15 protein-coding genes are annotated in these 16,525 nt (G+C 46.8%); 6 read left to right on the top strand and 9 right to left on the bottom strand.

The genetic code is table 11. The annotated features are described in order from the left end of the window. Positions 1 to 20: 20 nt before the first annotated feature. The 3 genes from IEY13_RS15205 to IEY13_RS15195 are packed head-to-tail and all read left to right on the top strand — an operon-like array spanning position 21 to position 2,477. Positions 21 to 674, top strand: a complete 654-nt coding sequence (locus tag IEY13_RS15205) for a hypothetical protein (protein ID WP_188953582.1) — start codon at positions 21 to 23, stop codon at positions 672 to 674. A 36-nt stretch (positions 675 to 710) separates the two neighbouring features. Then, positions 711 to 1,598: a subclass B3 metallo-beta-lactamase gene (bla, locus tag IEY13_RS15200; RefSeq protein WP_188953580.1), complete on the top strand. Its 888-nt coding sequence runs from the start codon at positions 711 to 713 to the stop codon at positions 1,596 to 1,598. Between the two features lie 33 nt (positions 1,599 to 1,631). Next, a complete protein-coding gene (locus tag IEY13_RS15195) occupies positions 1,632 to 2,477 on the top strand; it encodes an NAD(P)-dependent oxidoreductase (RefSeq protein ID WP_188953578.1) in 846 nt (281 codons plus the stop codon). 71 nt (positions 2,478 to 2,548) lie between these two features. Here the strand turns inward: IEY13_RS15195 and abc-f are convergent, their stop codons facing one another. From abc-f to IEY13_RS15180, 3 genes are all read right to left on the bottom strand, one after another. Continuing rightward, positions 2,549 to 4,138 carry a ribosomal protection-like ABC-F family protein gene (gene abc-f / locus IEY13_RS15190; protein ID WP_188953576.1) on the bottom strand — a complete coding sequence of 530 codons (1,590 nt, stop codon included), beginning with the start codon at positions 4,136 to 4,138 and terminating at the stop codon, positions 2,549 to 2,551. A gap of 134 nt (positions 4,139 to 4,272) precedes the next feature. Continuing rightward, complete coding sequence (locus IEY13_RS15185) at positions 4,273 to 5,286, bottom strand: zinc-binding alcohol dehydrogenase family protein (RefSeq protein ID WP_188953574.1); 1,014 nt, start codon at positions 5,284 to 5,286, stop codon at positions 4,273 to 4,275. Positions 5,287 to 5,310: 24 nt separating this feature from the next. Continuing rightward, positions 5,311 to 6,201 carry a helix-turn-helix domain-containing protein gene (locus tag IEY13_RS15180; protein ID WP_188953572.1) on the bottom strand — a complete coding sequence of 297 codons (891 nt, stop codon included), beginning with the start codon at positions 6,199 to 6,201 and terminating at the stop codon, positions 5,311 to 5,313. A 200-nt stretch (positions 6,202 to 6,401) separates the two neighbouring features. On the opposite strand from IEY13_RS15180, the gene IEY13_RS15175 reads away from it, so the two are divergent. Both IEY13_RS15175 and IEY13_RS15170 read left to right on the top strand, forming a co-directional pair. Then, positions 6,402 to 7,016, top strand: coding sequence for a DUF6773 family protein (locus tag IEY13_RS15175; protein ID WP_188953570.1), 615 nt, complete (start codon positions 6,402 to 6,404; stop codon positions 7,014 to 7,016). 177 nt (positions 7,017 to 7,193) lie between these two features. Then, complete coding sequence (locus IEY13_RS15170; RefSeq protein ID WP_188953568.1) at positions 7,194 to 7,811, top strand: hypothetical protein; 618 nt, start codon at positions 7,194 to 7,196, stop codon at positions 7,809 to 7,811. On the opposite strand, the gene dctA is transcribed toward IEY13_RS15170, so the two are convergent. The 4 genes from dctA to IEY13_RS15150 all read right to left on the bottom strand — a co-directional run bounded on the left by dctA (position 7,779) and on the right by IEY13_RS15150 (position 13,028). Then, positions 7,779 to 9,059, bottom strand: coding sequence for a C4-dicarboxylate transporter DctA (dctA, locus tag IEY13_RS15165; RefSeq protein ID WP_188953566.1), 1,281 nt, complete (start codon positions 9,057 to 9,059; stop codon positions 7,779 to 7,781). The genes IEY13_RS15170 and dctA overlap by 33 nt on opposite strands. Positions 9,060 to 9,077: 18 nt before the next feature. After that, positions 9,078 to 9,854, bottom strand: coding sequence for a patatin-like phospholipase family protein (locus IEY13_RS15160; protein WP_188953564.1), 777 nt, complete (start codon positions 9,852 to 9,854; stop codon positions 9,078 to 9,080). A 161-nt stretch (positions 9,855 to 10,015) separates the two neighbouring features. Continuing rightward, a complete protein-coding gene (locus IEY13_RS15155) occupies positions 10,016 to 11,641 on the bottom strand; it encodes a carboxylesterase/lipase family protein (protein ID WP_188953562.1) in 1,626 nt (541 codons plus the stop codon). Positions 11,642 to 11,765: 124 nt separating this feature from the next. Continuing rightward, on the bottom strand, positions 11,766 to 13,028 hold the full coding sequence (locus tag IEY13_RS15150; RefSeq protein WP_229687878.1) for a glycoside hydrolase family 27 protein: 1,263 nt from the start codon (positions 13,026 to 13,028) through the stop codon (positions 11,766 to 11,768). Positions 13,029 to 13,262: 234 nt separating this feature from the next. On the opposite strand from IEY13_RS15150, the gene IEY13_RS15145 reads away from it, so the two are divergent. Continuing rightward, entirely contained in the window at positions 13,263 to 14,168 is a 906-nt protein-coding gene (locus tag IEY13_RS15145; protein ID WP_188953560.1) for an alpha/beta fold hydrolase, read from the top strand. Between the two features lie 47 nt (positions 14,169 to 14,215). Here the strand turns inward: IEY13_RS15145 and IEY13_RS15140 are convergent, their stop codons facing one another. Then, the gene (locus tag IEY13_RS15140) at positions 14,216 to 15,262 is read right to left on the bottom strand and encodes an LLM class flavin-dependent oxidoreductase (RefSeq protein ID WP_229687877.1); all 1,047 of its coding nucleotides are present in this window, start codon (positions 15,260 to 15,262) and stop codon (positions 14,216 to 14,218) included. Positions 15,263 to 15,774: 512 nt separating this feature from the next. Beyond that, positions 15,775 to 16,341, bottom strand: a complete 567-nt coding sequence (locus IEY13_RS15135) for a hypothetical protein (RefSeq protein WP_188953558.1) — start codon at positions 16,339 to 16,341, stop codon at positions 15,775 to 15,777. Between the last annotated feature and the right edge of the window lie 184 nt (positions 16,342 to 16,525).

The following is a 16,525-nucleotide window of genomic DNA, read 5'->3' as shown; positions in this document are numbered from 1 at the left end:
TTGCAGTATAAACCCTTAACATGGCGCTCTTTCCCAAACGTTATATTATCGTGCTCAGTACCGGCATTATATGCATAGGCCTGTTATTGTGCAGTTGTAACAATACCACCACTGTTACCAATACAAGTACAGCAGATACGGCTGTACGTAACACAACTGCCACCACCGCCTCTCCGGCTCCGGATACTGCCGGTTTACAGCAACGGGTAACAGAACTGTATCAATGGCATGAAAAAACATGGGATATACTAAGTGATTTTCCACCCAAACAAACCCACCCTTCCGACTCATTGTACTCAGGCATTGACTGGGAAATTCATGAGAAAAATGTAGCACTGCTGCACAGCAGCGGTTTGTTTACCCGCGGGTTTTTTGATACTTACCAGGCCGAAGCAGAACAAATGGATAAGGAAATGAGTAGTGGTGCTGTTGACTATTACGTAGGTGAAATTGGCCCTTATTTCGATGCCAGCCCCTGGTGCAACTGTCAGGATTTTCCATCGGGCAGTATGCAACTGCATATAACCCTGGAAAACACACAGCCGGAGAACGGAGAATGGTCTTTCAGCTGGAAATGGGAATCGCTGGAGTATCACATGAAGGCAAAGAAAGAAAACGGTGTGTGGAAGTTCAGTTATCTGGAAGGTTTTCGTGCCAACCCTCCGCATTCATAAATGCGAAATCAGGTATATTAGCGTTCAATTCTATCTATGTTTACAAATACGCTAAAAAACATCCTGCTGCCGGCCGCCGCGCTGGCAGTAACCACCACCATTGCACAGGCGCAAACCGTAAAAGAGCCTGTAGTAGATAACCCCGAATGGGCGCAGCCCTACCAGCCTTACCGTATTGCAGGCAACCTGTATTACGTAGGTACGTATGACCTGTGTGCTTACCTGATAACAACGCCACAGGGGCATATACTTATCAATACCGGCCTTGCCGCTTCTGATACATTAATTAAAGCTGGTGTTGAAAAGCTGGGCTTTGCCTTTAAAGATATAAAGGTACTGCTTACCACCCAGGCGCATTACGACCACCTGGGCGCTATGGCCTCTGTTAAAAAACAAACCGGCGCGCGTATGATGGTTGACTATAAAGATGCAGCAGTGCTGAAGGACGGCGGCAGCTCTGACTACGCTTTTGGTGGCGATGGCAGCTCTTTTGCACCGGTACAGCCAGACCGGATACTGCACGATAAAGACACCATATCGCTGGGCGGCACTACCCTTGCTATGCTGCACCATCCCGGCCATACCAAAGGCTCCTGCAGCTATCTGCTGAATGTAAAAGACCAACATAAAACCTGGCGTGTACTCATTGCCAATATGCCCACTATTGTTACGGAAAAGGATTTTCATCATCTGGACGCCTATCCTGAAATTGCTGCCGACTATGCATATACATTAAAAAGTATGAAAGCACTGCGGTTTGACCTTTGGGTTTCTTCTCATGCCAGCCAGTTTGATATGCATACCAAACATAAACCCGGCGATGCCTATAACCCGCAGGCATTCAGTGGCAGAAAGGATTATGATGAACGCTTACGGAAACTGCAGGCAGAATACGATAAAAAGGTAGCAGGCAAAAAACAGTAGGTTACTGAACTTTGTACATCTAAAGCAAATACCATGAGCGGAAACAAGAGAATAGGATGGATTGGATTGGGAAACATGGGGCACCCTATGGCAAAGAACCTGGAAAAAGCAGGCTTTACCCTGGCTGTTTACAACCGTAGTATAGAGAAAACGGCTGACTTTGCCGCCACATCGAGGGTATACGACACCGTTGCAGAGCTGGTGCAGAACAGCGATATTGTATTTACCATGCTTACTAACGATGCTGCGGTAACGGAGGTGTACGCCTCTGTTGAGCAGGAGCATATTGCGGGCAAGTTATTTATTGACATGAGTACCGTTTCGCAATCGCTTACCCTGCAACTGAGTAAAAACCTGGCTGCGCAGAAAGCCGCTTTTATAGACGCTCCGGTAGCAGGCAGCACCACGCCCGCCCGCGAAGGCACACTGATTATTATGGCAGGCGGCAGCGCAGCAGATATAGCAACCGCACAACCTTACCTGGATAAGCTGGGCAAACAAACCAAACACCTGGGAGAAAACGGTAAGGGCATTGCAGCAAAACTTTCCATTAACTACTTTTTATCTATTCTGTATCAGGGTCTCGCAGAAACGGTACTGCTGGCAGAAAAGCTGGGTATTGAACGGAAGGATATGCTGGAAGTGATTAACGAAAGTGCCAGCGGCAGCGGTGCCACAAAAGTGAAAACGCCTTTGCTGGTAGCAGAACAGTACGCCCCGGCTTTCGCGCTGGACCTGATGTTAAAAGATATTAAACTTGCCAGAGATGCCGGAGCAGATTATCCGCTGCTACAGGCAGTGCTTCCGGCTTATCAGAAGGCACATGAAGCCGGACTGGGGCAGCAGGATGTGATTGGGATTATTCAATCACTGGCCTGATAAAAAAGAGCAGGTGGCCCCTTAGTTCCATCTGCTCTTTTTATATAACATCTCCTGTATTTTCAAAGGCACTACTGCAATACCAGCGAAATACCTGCATTTATCTGCTTTGTAAACCACGCATCGTGCGACACCACTATCAGCGTACCTTCATAAGCTTCCATAGCTGCGGTAAGTATATCTATGTTTTGTATATCCAGGTTGTTGGTAGGCTCATCCAGTATAATTATATCCGGTGGGCGGCTGCTGATGGTCATTATACAAAGCAGTAACCGCATTCTTTCGCCACCGCTGAGTGCGCTGCCCGGTTTATCCCAATCCTCTTTGGTAAACAGAAAGCGGCTTAACCGGCTTTTTATTTCATGCTCCTGCAGGCCGCTGTCGTTATACGTTTGTGCCTGCGCATATACCGTAAGGCCAGGTTGTATCAGCGAGTAATCCTGATCAATGTATACCGTTTTCATCTCTGTCCTTTCTATAGTGCCGGAAGTGGGTGTCAGCTGCCCCAGCAATAACCGCAACAGTGTGGTTTTACCCGATCCATTCTGCCCCTTTACGGCTATACGTTCGCCACTGCGTATTTCTATGTGTAGTGGTTGCTTCCATAAATAGCGCCCACCAAACTGCATATTCACCTCTCTGGCGGTAACCAGCAGTTTGCCACGGTGCACACCGGAATACGCAAACGCCAGCTTCATGGTATCGGCAACCGGCAATTCCTTTCTCAGTTGTTGCAGGTTCTCTGCCAGCGCTCCCGTTTTTTCCTCATGTACATCTTTCATACGGGCGGTGCTTTTCTCGGCATTGTTACGGAAAGTGTTCATCGCAATAGTAGGCAGCCCCTCCTTTTCCTGTTTTCGTTTACCACGGGCATCCAGCTTCTGCTGCCTTTCTATCGCCTCCCGCTCCACCTCCTTCGCCTTACGCAAGGCTTTCTCTGCACTCTTCACTTCCCATTGCAGGGCATTTTTTTCCAGCTCTTTCTGAGCAGCATAAAAATCATAATTGCCACCGTACACAGTAATGCCCTTGCGGCTCAGCTCGTAAATAACGGGCAGCATGTTCAGCAATGCTTTATCATGGCTTACCACCACTATAGTTTGCCTGGCCTCTTGTATATAATTGTATAGTAATTGCCGGCTGTGTGCATCCAGGTGGTTAGTAGGCTCGTCTAATAATACAATTTCTGGTTCGTGTATCAGAATACCAGCCAGCAATACTTTGGTACGCTGTCCACCGCTGAGTGCAGCCATAGGTTGGTTCAGCACTACGTGATCAAGCCCCCAGTAGCTAAGCGCTTCTTTACAACGCTCCTCTACTGTCCAGTCATCGTTCAGTTGTGTCAGATGCACCTCACTTACATCGCCTTCCAGTATCTGCTGCAACGCATGTAGTTTCTGGTGTACCTGCAACGCTTCTGCCACAGTTTGGTTGTTATACCATTCTGCCAGTTGAGGTATATAATAAGGCGTAGCATCTGCCTTAATTACCCCTGCAGCAGGCAAAAGGCGGCCGGCCATCAGCTGTAGCAAAGTAGATTTGCCCGCACCATTGTTGCCAATAACAGCAGCCTTATCGTACCTGTGAATAACGAGATCAATGCCGGAAAACAATAGAGTTCTGTCGGGATGGGTGTAGGTAACCCCCTGAAGTAAAAGCATAATTTCTTTCTGTAGAAGTGAAAAATGGCGGCGCCCTGGTGGGAACCGGTATTATATTTCGCTAAAAAGAAATTAATCCTACATGAGTATATCTGCTTGAATGAAGGGTACAAAGATAGGGCAAAGCCACCAGATTATAATCTGATGGCTATTTTACCAATGGTTTTTCCGCTTTCCAGTAAACGATGCGCCTGTTTCAGGTTCTCTGCCGTTAAACCGGTGAGCGTTTGCTGAAGCGTGTGTTGCAGCGTTCCGTTGTCAATCAACGCCGCTACATTATTCAGTATATGATGTTGTTCCGCTATATCCTCTGTATGCCAGCTACTGCGCGTAAACATAAACTCCCAGGAAAAAGAAACACTTTTGTTCTTCAGCTTATTCAGCAGCACAGGCTGCCCGCTGCCCGTAATAGAAGCAATATGGCCCTGTGGTTTAATCAGCTCTGCCATAGCATCCCAATAGCCATTGGTATCTACAAAATCCAGAATAAAGTCCACATGTGTAAAACCGGCTTTGTGTACTTCATTCACCAGATCTTTATGGTTTACTACATGGTCTGCCCCCATCGTTTTAACCCAGTCTGCCGTTTCCGGGCGGGAAGCAGTGGCTATAACGGTAAGGCCCACTATCTTTTTTGCCAGCTGAATGGCAATAGAACCCACGCCACCGGCACCGCCAATAATCAATACCGCCTTGCCCTTGTCTTTTACCGGGCTTACCCGGATACGATCGAACAGAATTTCCCAGGCAGTTAACGCCGTTAGCGGTACAGAAGCAGCCTCCACATCATTTAATGTTTCCGGCTTTCTGCCCACTATACGTTCATCTACCAGTTGATATTCTGCATTGCTGCCGGCTTTGGTAATATCACCTGCGTAATACACCTTGTCGCCGGTTTTAAAAAGCGTAACCTGGTCGCCCACGGCTTCTACCACACCGGCGGCATCCCATCCCAGAATTTTTGGGGTATCCAGCACCGTATCCTTAGCACTGTTCTGGCGTATTTTAAAATCAACCGGGTTTACGGCTATTGCATGTATCTTAATCAGCAATTCCCTGCCCGAAGGCTGTGGCTTAGGGGCTTCAAATTCAATAAAGCTGTCTGCCGCATCAATGGGTAACGATGTTTTTATTCCTACTGCTTTCATATCCTGTCTGTGTTTTATAATCAATTAATTCAATTGCATTTTCTTAAACTCCAGTGGCTTCATACCTACCTGCTTTTTAAACAACCGGGTAAAGTAAGAGGTGTTTTCAAACCCCAGCTGATAAGCCACATCCGAAATATTATGGCTATCGCTTTTCAGCAGGTTTTTAGCTTCTGCTATCAGAAAAAGATGAATCAGGTCCATGGCTGTTTTGCCGGTTTCCTGCTTCAGCAGATCGCTCAGGTAACGGGGCGATAAATGCAACGCTTCTGCCAGCGCATTTACAGAAGGCAGCCCCTGGTTTTGCAGGCTGCCCGCCTGCATATAAGCCGCCAGCGCTGCGTTAAAGCGGGATACTGTTTTACCGGAAAGCTCTGTGCGGTTAATAAACTGGCGCTTGTAAAAACGCTGGGCATACATAAGAATAGATGCCAGATGCCCCAGCATAATTTCGCGGCTAAACTCATCTGTATTATTACTGTATTCTATCTTAATTTTCTCGTACAACTCCCATATAATCTCCTCCTCTTTGGGCGAAAGGTGCAGGGCCTCGTTTACCTCATAATCGAAGTAGCCGTACTTTTTAATGGTATTGTGCAACTCGTGGCCATTCAGAAAATCCTCGTGTATAAATATCAGAAAGCCATCTTCTTCCAGCTCCAGCCCTTTCATTTCAATAATCTGCCGGGGTTTTACAAACATCATAGACCCATTGGCATGGTCGTAGGGTGTGCGGCCGTACATAATTACGCCCGCCTTCAGCTTCTTCAGCCCTATCACATAACAATCGCTGGTAAACTCCCTGTCGCCCAACGTACAATTATTCATACAATGTACCAGGCTCAGCAGCGGATGCTCCGGCAGTGGAAGGCCATTGGCCCGGTGCAGCTCGCTCAATGTTTTATAATGTTGCATACCTTCAAAATTAAAACGATTACCTACACAAAGCTACCGGGTAGTAACCGCCCGGAATAGTCCGTTTTAGCGAAAGAATGACACAAAATGCAGTTTTAAGGCTTTGCTGTTCTGCTGGTAATGTTAAATATAGCCCAAAGTCAGATAAATGCCACAACGTGTCGTTTTCCTGCACATATTAAATACATTTGCAGATAATTATGTACGAGATTCTCACAGGCAGCGTAATCATTAGCCTGTTACACGCCATTATACCCAACCACTGGCTTCCGGTTATAGCTATTGGCCGCAGAGAGCAATGGACTTCCCGGGAGGTAACCCGCGTAACGCTGCTGGCGGCACTTTCCCACGCACTTAGTACGGTAGCGCTGGGTATTCTGCTGGGTTATATGGGTAAAAGTCTTTCCGGCATTGAGGAGTTTACACATATTGCCGCGCCGGTAATTTTAATTGTTATGGGCATTTTTTTCAGCTACCGCCATCATAAGCACAAGCATTTTCATTTGCACGATGAAGAGGTAAAACAGAAGCACACCAAAAAGCGCATTATCATAGCCTTGTCTATAGCCATGTTTTTCTCTCCCTGTATGGAGATAGAAGCTTATTTTTTGCTGGCCGGTGCACAGGGCATCTGGCTGCTGTTTAGCCTGGCATTATTGTATACGCTTATTACCACCACCGGCATGGTATTGCTGGTACGCTTGGCCTACAGCGGCCTGCTGAAATTAAACTGGCACACACTGGAGCATAATGCCGGTATGATTACGGGCGTTACCCTTATTATCACCGGTATTCTCAGTTTCTTTTTACATTAATGGCCTTGTAAACGAATACCCCGCTGTAATCACCAGTAAAACAGGTGATTACAGCGGTTTGTTTTTTTGGCAACTCCCCTGGTTTAAGGCCCCGCCCCTGAAGCAGCTTTTGATGCTGCATATTATTATACGATTAATTTTATAAAAATTTGTATCCCCTAACCAAATGCCATTATCATGATTTTCGGATCAACCTATTCAGGACACGTAAAAACACAGAACCATCAGTGGGTGGAATCTAAAGTGGTTGCTTTTTTCATTCCTATTGCCATTCCCTCATCCTTTCTGGTTACAGAGGTAACTGTTGCGGGTAGAAGAGGTATTGAACTGAACATAGTACCCGTAAGCGTTACCGCTATTTTATTGCGTGCCATAGTAACCGTAATTGCCTTTTTTGCTGTAGCTGCCAGTGCAGCCAATGTAACAAACCTGCCCTGGTTAATTCCGGTAGCGCTGGCATCGCTGGTGGCATTTTATTATGCCTGGTTTGTATACGGTAAAACCCAACCGGAAGAAATGCTGGTACGGGAAGCTTTTTACCGTACTACCGGTTTTTCGGTGTTGCCCGAGTGGCTGCGTAATGCACAGCTTACCAGCTTTTACAGCTCGCTGTATCAGCACTATCAGCAAAACCTGAAAGACAGGGAAATCAGCAGTCTGGATGAAAATGCACTGTACCGCTTACTGGCTTTCCGCAGTGTGGAAAGAATATGGCACAAACGCCAGGAGCCACATGCAGATGTTGCGTTGGCACAGGAGCTGTTATTGCCTGGTTTCACTTTCGTGAAGAAGTAAGTCTTTTTTATCACCGGCTATTGCCAGTTGGTAGGCCTGCCCGTCAAATTCATTTTCACTTTTTGCAATTACAACAGCAGCAATACCATTGCCTATCATATTGGTAATAGCCCGTGCTTCACTCATAAACCGGTCTACCCCCAGCAGTATAGCTACATTTTCTACCGGCATAATATGCATAGCCGATAAGGTAGAACTAAGTACTATAAACCCACTGCCAGTAACCCCGGCCGCCCCCTTACTCATTACCATCAGCACGGCCATAGCTGTCAGCTGCTGCTCAAAACCCATAGGCACCTGAAACACCTGGGTAAGAAACACCAGTGCTACTGCCAGATAAATGGAAGTTCCATCCAGATTAAAGGAATAACCTGTAGGAATTACCAGGCCCACTACCGACCGCGAGCAACCGAATTTTTCCATTTTACTAATCATAGCCGGTAGCACAGACTCGGAGGAGGAAGTGCCCAGCACCACCAGTATTTCTTCGCGGATAAATTTAAGATACTGCCACAAACTGAAACGATAGTACCGGCAGATAGCATTGAGCACACCAAAGATGAAGAAGATACAGGTAAGATATACCGTAAGCATAATTTTACCCATGGGCAGTAAAGTATGCAGGCCGTAAGTACCAATAGTATAAGCCATGCCGCCAAAAGCTCCAATGGGCGCCACTTTCATTACCACCTTCATCATATTAAACAGCACCTGCGCTATTTTTTCAAAGGTGGCTATAAGGGAGGCACCGGTACTACCCAGCTTGCTTACCCCAAAACCAAACAGAATGGCAAAAAACAGAATCTGCAGTATATCGCCTTTGGTAAAAGATTCAAAAACATTGTGCGGCACGATGTGCGTAAGAAACTCAGCCCAGTTAATTTTTTCAGCAGTGGCAATACCCGGAATAGTTTTACCGCCCGTGGTGGGTACTACGCCTTTGCCCGGTTGCATCAGGTTAGCGGTAACCAACCCTATAATAATGGCTATGGTGGTAACTACTTCAAAATACAGGATGGCTTTGCCGCCTACCCTGCCTACCTTTTTTACATCGCTCATACGGGCAATACCCAGCACAATGGTAAAAAAGATAACCGGTACAATCAGCATGCTGATCATGTTAATGAACGTGCTGCTCAGTAGTTTAGCGTAAGGCGCAAAACCGGGAAAAAAGAAGCCGCAGGCTATGCCGGCAAGTATGGCAATAATCACCTGCACAGTCAGGTGAGAGAAGATAGTTTTGATCATGCAGGTAAATATAACTATTTACACCGGTGCAGTCTGCAACAGCCCGCGGGTATATTCCAGTCCTATGTTGTAAATAGCTTCAAACTTTTTAAAGTCAAACACCCGGTATTCCAGCAACGCTCTGGGCTCAATATACCAGGTACACAATCCGGCGCTGGCTGCCACGGGGGCGTTAATGGCCATGTTTAACGTACGTTCTACATTGGCTCTTATACCGGCAGCCGCATTCCAGGGCGCTATCGGGTTTACGTGCACACCTATAATCTGCTCATAATCAGGCAGCAGCGGTTCTACAGGCAGGTTGCCGCTTAAACCGCCATCTACATAGGGAATGCCTTCTATTTCAACCGGTGGCAATAAAATAGGAATGCTGGATGCCGCCAGAATAGCAGGAATAACCGGCCCTTTGCTGAAAACCGCCCGTTGCCCGTTCTGAAAATTGGTGGCGGTGATATGGAAGGGTAAACGCATCTGCTCAAAAGTGGTGCTTCGCAAATACCGCTTTAACAGGTCTTCTACCGATTTAAGCGACATGATACCCGCAGGCCAGTTTTTCAGCTGCATGCTCAACTCCATTTTATTCTGCCGGGCAATGGCATAGGCTTCATCGGCACTATACCCATCGCAGATAAAAGCCGCTATAATAGAACCGGAACTGGTAGCCGCAATGGCTTCAGGAAAAATATTTCGCTCTTCAAAGGCTTTCAGCACCCCCAAATGGGCATATCCCCTTGCGCCGCCTCCCGAAAGAACAAACGGATAGCGCCCTTCCGGGATAGTATAAGGTTGTTTCATGGTATTGGTTGTAAACAGTTTATTTGTCGTTTTTTAGGGGATATTCACCGATTAATACACTAATAAGCAACTTTACGAAAAACTACTGTTTGCGTAAAGTGCCTGGTTTTATTTTTATAGTTAAAAGATGCCCGCACTTTGCAAAAGGTGCGGGTAATTTTTTATTTGCCCGTCATCTGCTGCTTATCCAGCCACTGATACCGTAAAAAAAGCGCCTCCGGCTCAGTTTTCACCTGCGATTGTACATTCAGGTGCATTACGGGTGAGGGTTTGCCCGGCACCACCGCAGGCCATACGGCATAGTTACTGGTAGCAGGTGTAGGATTACCTGTTTTGATAAAATTGACAAAATAAGCCTGCATAGTACGCGATACGGTATAATCGTCCGCCGTCCATGCATATACTTTATTAGAAGCCAGGTTACCCATAGCATATTCTATTTCTGCGGAGTGAACGGCCCCGGTAGCAGCAGGTGGTTTAGCCGCCGCGGTTGCCTTCTGTACACCTCCCGCCAGGCCTGGTGTAGCATTGCCCATTTCGGGCGTCATAGCCGGGCGTGGTTTTGCGTAGTAATAACGATACACCGGTTTCTGCGCTGTTTTACTGTGTACATCCACCCACTTCCAGGTACTCCACGCAATAAAGCGATCGCCCGCCAGTGCCGTAGCTGCTGCTTCTACCGCAGCATCGTCAGCTGCCGGATAATGCAGAAAAGCGTTGTCTGCTTCTGCGCCGTATAAACGCTGCAATGCCTGCTTATAGGCAGCCACGTTGGGCTTTTCGTTACCCAGTACCATGCGGTAATTCATTTCTTCATTATTCCACCCCGCCAGCAGCGGCACCTGTGCCTGCTTGCCGGAGGCATAAATAGCAAAAGGATTTTCCGGAAAAAAATAGCCATCTATAGTAGGAGAAAAACGATAAGGGCCAAACTTCATAGAAACGTTCAGCAACGAATCTGCACACATATTACGCAAAGCCGTTAACGAGGTAACGCCTGCGCTTTGCGCAAACTGTTTGCCCGCATCTTCGCCCTGCTGCAAAGGCACAGCAGATAAAGCCCCCAGTATAGAACCACTTTCGCCAATAGCGCCTGCCAGCAGATTTTTAGATAAGGGAGAAGCCATTTGCGCACTTACAGAAATAGAACCGGCAGACTCGCCGGCTATGGTAATTTTAGCGGCATCGCCGCCAAATACATTGATGTTTTTTTTAACCCATTGCAGTGCAGCAGCCTGGTCTAACAACCCGTAATTACCCGATGCCTTGTAAGGCGCTTCCGCACTCAGCTCAGCATGGGCCAGAAAACCAAACACACCCAGCCGGTAATTAACGGTAACTGCTACTATACCATGCTGTGCCATGCTTTCGCCATCGTACCGGGGTTCCGAGGCATCGCCGGCAATAAATCCACCACCGTAAAAGTATACCAGCACCGGATAAGGCCCTTTACCCGCAGGCGCCCACACGTTCAGGTATAAACAATCTTCACTCATACCCTCAGAACGGGAATTCATGTCGCCAAATACATTGGCCTGCATAGGCTTTGCTTCAAAATGGCCGGCTTTGCGTATACCTGCCCAGGGTTTTACAGGTTGCGGCGCTTTCCACCGCAGTTTGCCTACAGGCGGCGCAGCAAAGGGAATGCCTTTGAATGAGCGGATGCCGCTCTTCTCCCGCACACCTTCCACCATGCCGGTGGCTGTGGTTATTTGTATGGGAGCCGATTGGGAAAATAACAGAGAAGCAGGGGCAAGCAAAACGATAGCGAGGTAGAGTTTTTTCATGTCGTTGGTTTACGTGAGCAACACTACAAATGTAATACCCCGCCACCCCACCACCAATAAAAAAGCGCCCCGTTAAAAAGGAGCGCCATTCCTCTACCCTTGCACTTTCCTGATGCTTATAATTTTAGGGTTGAAGCCGGAATACCAGCACATCGCGCGGCGGAATTACTGCATGTAATGTTTGCGCAGTGCTGCCTTGCAGCTTCTTTGTCCATACATTGTATAATGTATAGCCAGTGGCTGCGGCATTTAGTTCATACCCAAAGTCCGGGTCTTTTACAGGCCTCTGTTTCCAATGGTAATCTACCGTTGCCGGCAGTTTTGAACGGTTTAAAAAACATACCGCCCACTCCCCTTTGCTTAACGGCCGGAACCAGATTTCGAGACTGTCTTTTTTAACACCGCGAAAGCCCTGTACGCCCATCGTATCCTGACTGATAGCTATTACCGCTTTATTGGTAAGTACCTCACGGGTAGCAGCTGACATGCTACGCAGATCATTACCTGCAATCAGTGGTGCAGCCAGCATAGCCCACATAGTAAAATGCGCGCGGTCTTCACCCGGTGTTAACGCTCCGTTACCAATCTCCAGCATATCAGGATCGTTCCAGTGGCCGGGGCCGGCATACTTACGCAATCCTTCCTGCTTATCCAGTATCTGCATTACCCCAAACGACTTCCAGGTGCCATGGTCTTCTATACAATCAAAACAATTATAAATATCTCCGGTGGTACGCCACAGGTGCCCTACGTTTTGCCCCCAGGCCCAGGGCTGATCGTTACCCCATTCACAAATACTCAGCACCACCGGGCGGCCTGCCCTTTTCAACGCAGCAGTAATGGTTTTATAAGCACCTTCTGCTTTCAGCCCTTCGGTATTACACCAATCGTATTTCAGGTAATCCACACCCCAGGAAGCATAGGTAAGCGCATCCTGAAACTCGTACCCCCTGCTGCCGGGGCGGCCACCGCAGGTTTGCGAGCCCGCATCGGAATACACACCCAGCTTTAACCCCTTTGCATGTATATAATCAGCCAGCGCCTTCATACCAGATGGGAAACGTTTAGCATCCGGATGAATAAAACCCAGGCTGTCTCTATCGCCATGCCAGCAGTCATCAATATTAATATAGGTATAACCAGCTTCCTTCATACCAGAAGCCACCATGGCATCGGCCATTTGTTTAATCAGGTCTTCACTTACATTGCAGGCAAACTTGTTCCAGCTGTTCCAGCCCATTGGCGGCGTTAAAGCCAGCCCCGGATATTTGGTATAATCCTGTACATAATTATTACCCTGCGCATACGCCATATTACCGGTAACCATGCCCAGCAGCAGCGCCATGCCTGTGTTTTTCCATTTTTTACCTGTTCGTAACAGCTTCATACCGGCAGCTTGTTTTTAGTGTATCAAAAATAGAAGGCAACCGCTTTGTATACTGATACATTGTTAACCAATCGCCGTATTATTTAAGCTGTTGATGCCCCATTTAAACCCCAACCCTTACCCACTGTTGACATTTTGATGCGTTTGGCGTTTGAATGCTGTAACTGTTTGCCCTGGTATGCTTTTTTAAGCGCTTGCAGCATATTTATCCGTAACACATAAAACCAATTTGTTATGAGCTTTATTAAAATCATCAGTCCTGTAGAAAAAGAAGAAGTACATATACATTATGAAGATTTAGGCACCGGGCAGCCCATTGTGTTTATACATGGATGGCCGCTGTGTGGCGATATGTGGGAATACCAGGTAACGGAGTTGGTAAAAGAAGGTTTCCGTTGCATTACCTACGACAGAAGAGGTTTTGGTAAATCGTCCCGTCCGCTTACCGGTTACGACTATGATACACTTACCAGTGATTTATATGCCCTTATTACACAACTGGACCTGCAGAACGTGGTATTGGTTGGCTTTTCTATGGGCGGTGGCGAAGTAGCCCGGTATTTTGGCAAATACGGCGGCGAACGCATAGCCAAAGCCGTACTGATAAGCGCTGTTACCCCCTATATGCTGAAAACGGCCGATAACCCCGACGGAGTAAATAAAGCAGTATTTGACGAAATGCTGGACGAAATGAAAAAAGACCGCATTAATTTTCTGGACGACTTTGGCAAAAAGTTCTTTGGCGTAACGTTGCTGAACCATCCCGTAAGCACCCCTATGCTGGAGCACTACCGCACACTGGCAGCACTGGCTTCGCCCATTGCTACACAACAATGCGCCATTTCATTTTCCACTACCGATTTCAGGCAGGATATAAAAGCCATTAACGTGCCTACTCTGATTATACATGGAGATAACGATAAAACAGTGCCTATTGAAGCCAGTGGAAACTGTACTGCCAACCTGCTGCCGGATGCGCAGTATGTGGTATACGCCGGCGAGCCGCATGGATTGTTTTTTACCAACAAGGATATTCTGAATAAAGATCTTACCGGTTTTATTGTTTCAGGCGTAGCCCCCGGAGAACCTGCGTTGCAGCCGGTGGGTGCCTTTAACAATATCGTAGGGGAAAGGGTCTGAAGCCCAATGAAAAGTCCGGCACTGGTGCCGGACTTTCTTTTTATAGCTTATGCCGTAGCGCTTCTTACTGCCGGAGCCACCTCCTTACCAAACAACTCAATAGACCGCAGCAGCTTTTCGTGCGGAATATCCCCTGCAATAGTCTGCGCCAGAAAACGGGTGTTTTTAAACAGCCCATGTACATACAATATCTTATCAACAATCTGTTGCGGACTACCTACAAACAAAGGCCCATCCGGCAAACGCATGTATTCATATTGTTCCCGGGTAATAGGCTGCCAGCCTCTTTCTTTCCCAATACGGTTCATCATTTTGCTATAGGTAGGCCAGAACTCATCTGCCGCCTGCTCTGCATCTTCCGCAATATACATATGCCCGTTAGCTGCCAGCTGCAATAACTCTACGTTATGCCCTGCTTTTTCCGCCGCATTGCGAAACAACTCAATAAAAGGCACAAACTGCGCAGGCTTACCGCCCAGCATAGCCACCGTCATAGGCAGGTTAAGCGTACCCGCCCTTACTGCCGATGCAGGCGTGCCGCCTACGGCAATCCATACCGGCAACTGATCCTGCAGGGTGCGGGGGTAAATACCCTGGTTGTGTAAAGGAGCACGAAACTGCCCCTTCCAGGAAATCTTTTCTTCCTTAATAATCTGCAACAGCATATCCAGCTTCTCCGTAAACAGTTCATCATACTCGTTCAGGTGATAGCCAAACAACGGAAACGATTCAATAAACGAGCCCCTGCCCGCCATTATCTCCGCCCGCCCGTTAGACACCAGATCTAACGTAGCAAAATTCTGATACGTACGTACCGGATCGGCCGAACTGAGTACGGTAACCGAACTGGACAATTTTATATGTTTGGTAACCGCGGCAATAGCTGCCAGTGCTACTTCAGGTGCAGAGATAACATAATCCGGGCGGTGATGCTCGCCCAGCGCAAATACATCCAACCCCACCTCATCGGCCAATTTTGCCTCTGCTATCAGCTCCTGCATACGCAGATGAGCGTTAATGGCATTACCGGAAAGCCCGTCGGGGGTAACCTCACCAAAGGTACTGATGCCTAACTCCATAGCTTCTTTGTTCATAGGGTGAAGTTAGCGCAAAACATGGATAGCTGGCGGGGGTGGTATACTGTGGGGAAGCGAAGGATTCCCAATAGAAGCCACGATAAGTTTCCTCTTCTTATTCTTGCCTGTTACCTACGCTTGTTTTATAAATTGCTCAAGACAAATGCTGCTGTTTGCTTTTCCCACCATCTGTTTTCAATTATTTACCAGTAGCAAGTAAGCATTCGGCCAGTTATATATAGTCTATTCCATGGACGCAGTATAAGTACTGCAGACAAGTAAATTCGCTGCCCCTACTGCTTAGACTACACAACGATGCTTCTGAATAGTTTTATACCCGCACCCAAGAAATAAAAAAAGGGCTCCCCGCCCTCTCTATTCTTAACATGCCCCTACCAAAGACAAAGCCATCCCAATTACGGAATGGTTTTGTTTGTTTTTTCATTCAGGTGACGTTCTGTACACTACCCAAATCCTTTACCGAATCTTCTCAATACCCTTTAAAAATGGTGTAGACGTTGCAGTGTACACTATCCTGCTCCCCTAATAGCATCCCATATTTCCAAATATCGAGAATACGTATCATTTTTATTATATATCAAGCATTCTTCAAAAAGAGTAAAATACTCTTGCAATGCAATCTGCACAGAATTAATCCAACTTTGCTCATTAATCGAAATTTCACTAAAAAACTTATCTCTACGTTTTTTAACATAACCATCACTAACAGGGTAAAATGAAAGACGGATTTCTTGTTCGTCTTTTCTTTGCAAAAGAATAGAACGCCCCGCAGTTGTCTTCAAAAAGAGACCATTTGAGTCGACTTGATCAAACCAGTCACACTGCCCTCCCTTTAACCAATAAAGAGAATTAAGTAAGAAGTTGGTAACTTTTATTAAAAACTCAAAGTCAGACACATGCAATATTGTGCAGTATTCATCTATAACAATTTCAATACCCCCAAATGAATTCCAGAAATTTTCTACCTCGTAATCTTCCGAGTCCATAGCATGATGTCCGTTCAAAATATCATTCACATACACTTCTCTACCCTGAGCAGATAGATAAAGAAGTAACACTTTTATTTCATTATTCATATTAGCGCTGTTTTATAAAAATCATTTCATGTATAGACTCTACTGTTGTTTCTCCTACGAAATACCCAATAGGTCCTCCAACTGCACCAGCCAAAAGAGCCGCTGGGCCGGTTTCAGAAAAAGCTGCAGCGCTATAAAATGCAAATTGTCCTGCTACAGACTTGAACCCGAGGCATCTTTTCCT

This window comes from Filimonas zeae (assembly GCF_014641615.1).
GTDB lineage: Bacteria > Bacteroidota > Bacteroidia > Chitinophagales > Chitinophagaceae > Filimonas > Filimonas zeae.
The sequence above is the reverse complement of the archived record's forward strand: the minus strand, read 5'-3'. Positions and strand labels throughout refer to the sequence as shown.

Excerpts from the sequence above, each read along its gene's own strand:
- IEY13_RS15205 (WP_188953582.1), top strand. The coding sequence starts at position 21 with ATGGCGCTCTTTCCCAAACGTTATATTATCGTGCTCAGTACCGGCATT.
- bla (WP_188953580.1), top strand. The coding sequence starts at position 711 with ATGTTTACAAATACGCTAAAAAACATCCTGCTGCCGGCCGCCGCGCTG.
- IEY13_RS15195 (WP_188953578.1), top strand. The coding sequence starts at position 1,632 with ATGAGCGGAAACAAGAGAATAGGATGGATTGGATTGGGAAACATGGGG.
- abc-f (WP_188953576.1), bottom strand. The coding sequence starts at position 4,138 with ATGCTTTTACTTCAGGGGGTTACCTACACCCATCCCGACAGAACTCTA.
- IEY13_RS15185 (WP_188953574.1), bottom strand. The coding sequence starts at position 5,286 with ATGAAAGCAGTAGGAATAAAAACATCGTTACCCATTGATGCGGCAGAC.
- IEY13_RS15180 (WP_188953572.1), bottom strand. The coding sequence starts at position 6,201 with ATGCAACATTATAAAACATTGAGCGAGCTGCACCGGGCCAATGGCCTT.
- IEY13_RS15175 (WP_188953570.1), top strand. The coding sequence starts at position 6,402 with ATGTACGAGATTCTCACAGGCAGCGTAATCATTAGCCTGTTACACGCC.
- IEY13_RS15170 (WP_188953568.1), top strand. The coding sequence starts at position 7,194 with ATGATTTTCGGATCAACCTATTCAGGACACGTAAAAACACAGAACCAT.
- dctA (WP_188953566.1), bottom strand. The coding sequence starts at position 9,059 with ATGATCAAAACTATCTTCTCTCACCTGACTGTGCAGGTGATTATTGCC.
- IEY13_RS15160 (WP_188953564.1), bottom strand. The coding sequence starts at position 9,854 with ATGAAACAACCTTATACTATCCCGGAAGGGCGCTATCCGTTTGTTCTT.
- IEY13_RS15155 (WP_188953562.1), bottom strand. The coding sequence starts at position 11,641 with ATGAAAAAACTCTACCTCGCTATCGTTTTGCTTGCCCCTGCTTCTCTG.
- IEY13_RS15150 (WP_229687878.1), bottom strand. The coding sequence starts at position 13,028 with ATGAAGCTGTTACGAACAGGTAAAAAATGGAAAAACACAGGCATGGCG.
- IEY13_RS15145 (WP_188953560.1), top strand. The coding sequence starts at position 13,263 with ATGAGCTTTATTAAAATCATCAGTCCTGTAGAAAAAGAAGAAGTACAT.
- IEY13_RS15140 (WP_229687877.1), bottom strand. The coding sequence starts at position 15,262 with ATGAACAAAGAAGCTATGGAGTTAGGCATCAGTACCTTTGGTGAGGTT.
- IEY13_RS15135 (WP_188953558.1), bottom strand. The coding sequence starts at position 16,341 with ATGAATAATGAAATAAAAGTGTTACTTCTTTATCTATCTGCTCAGGGT.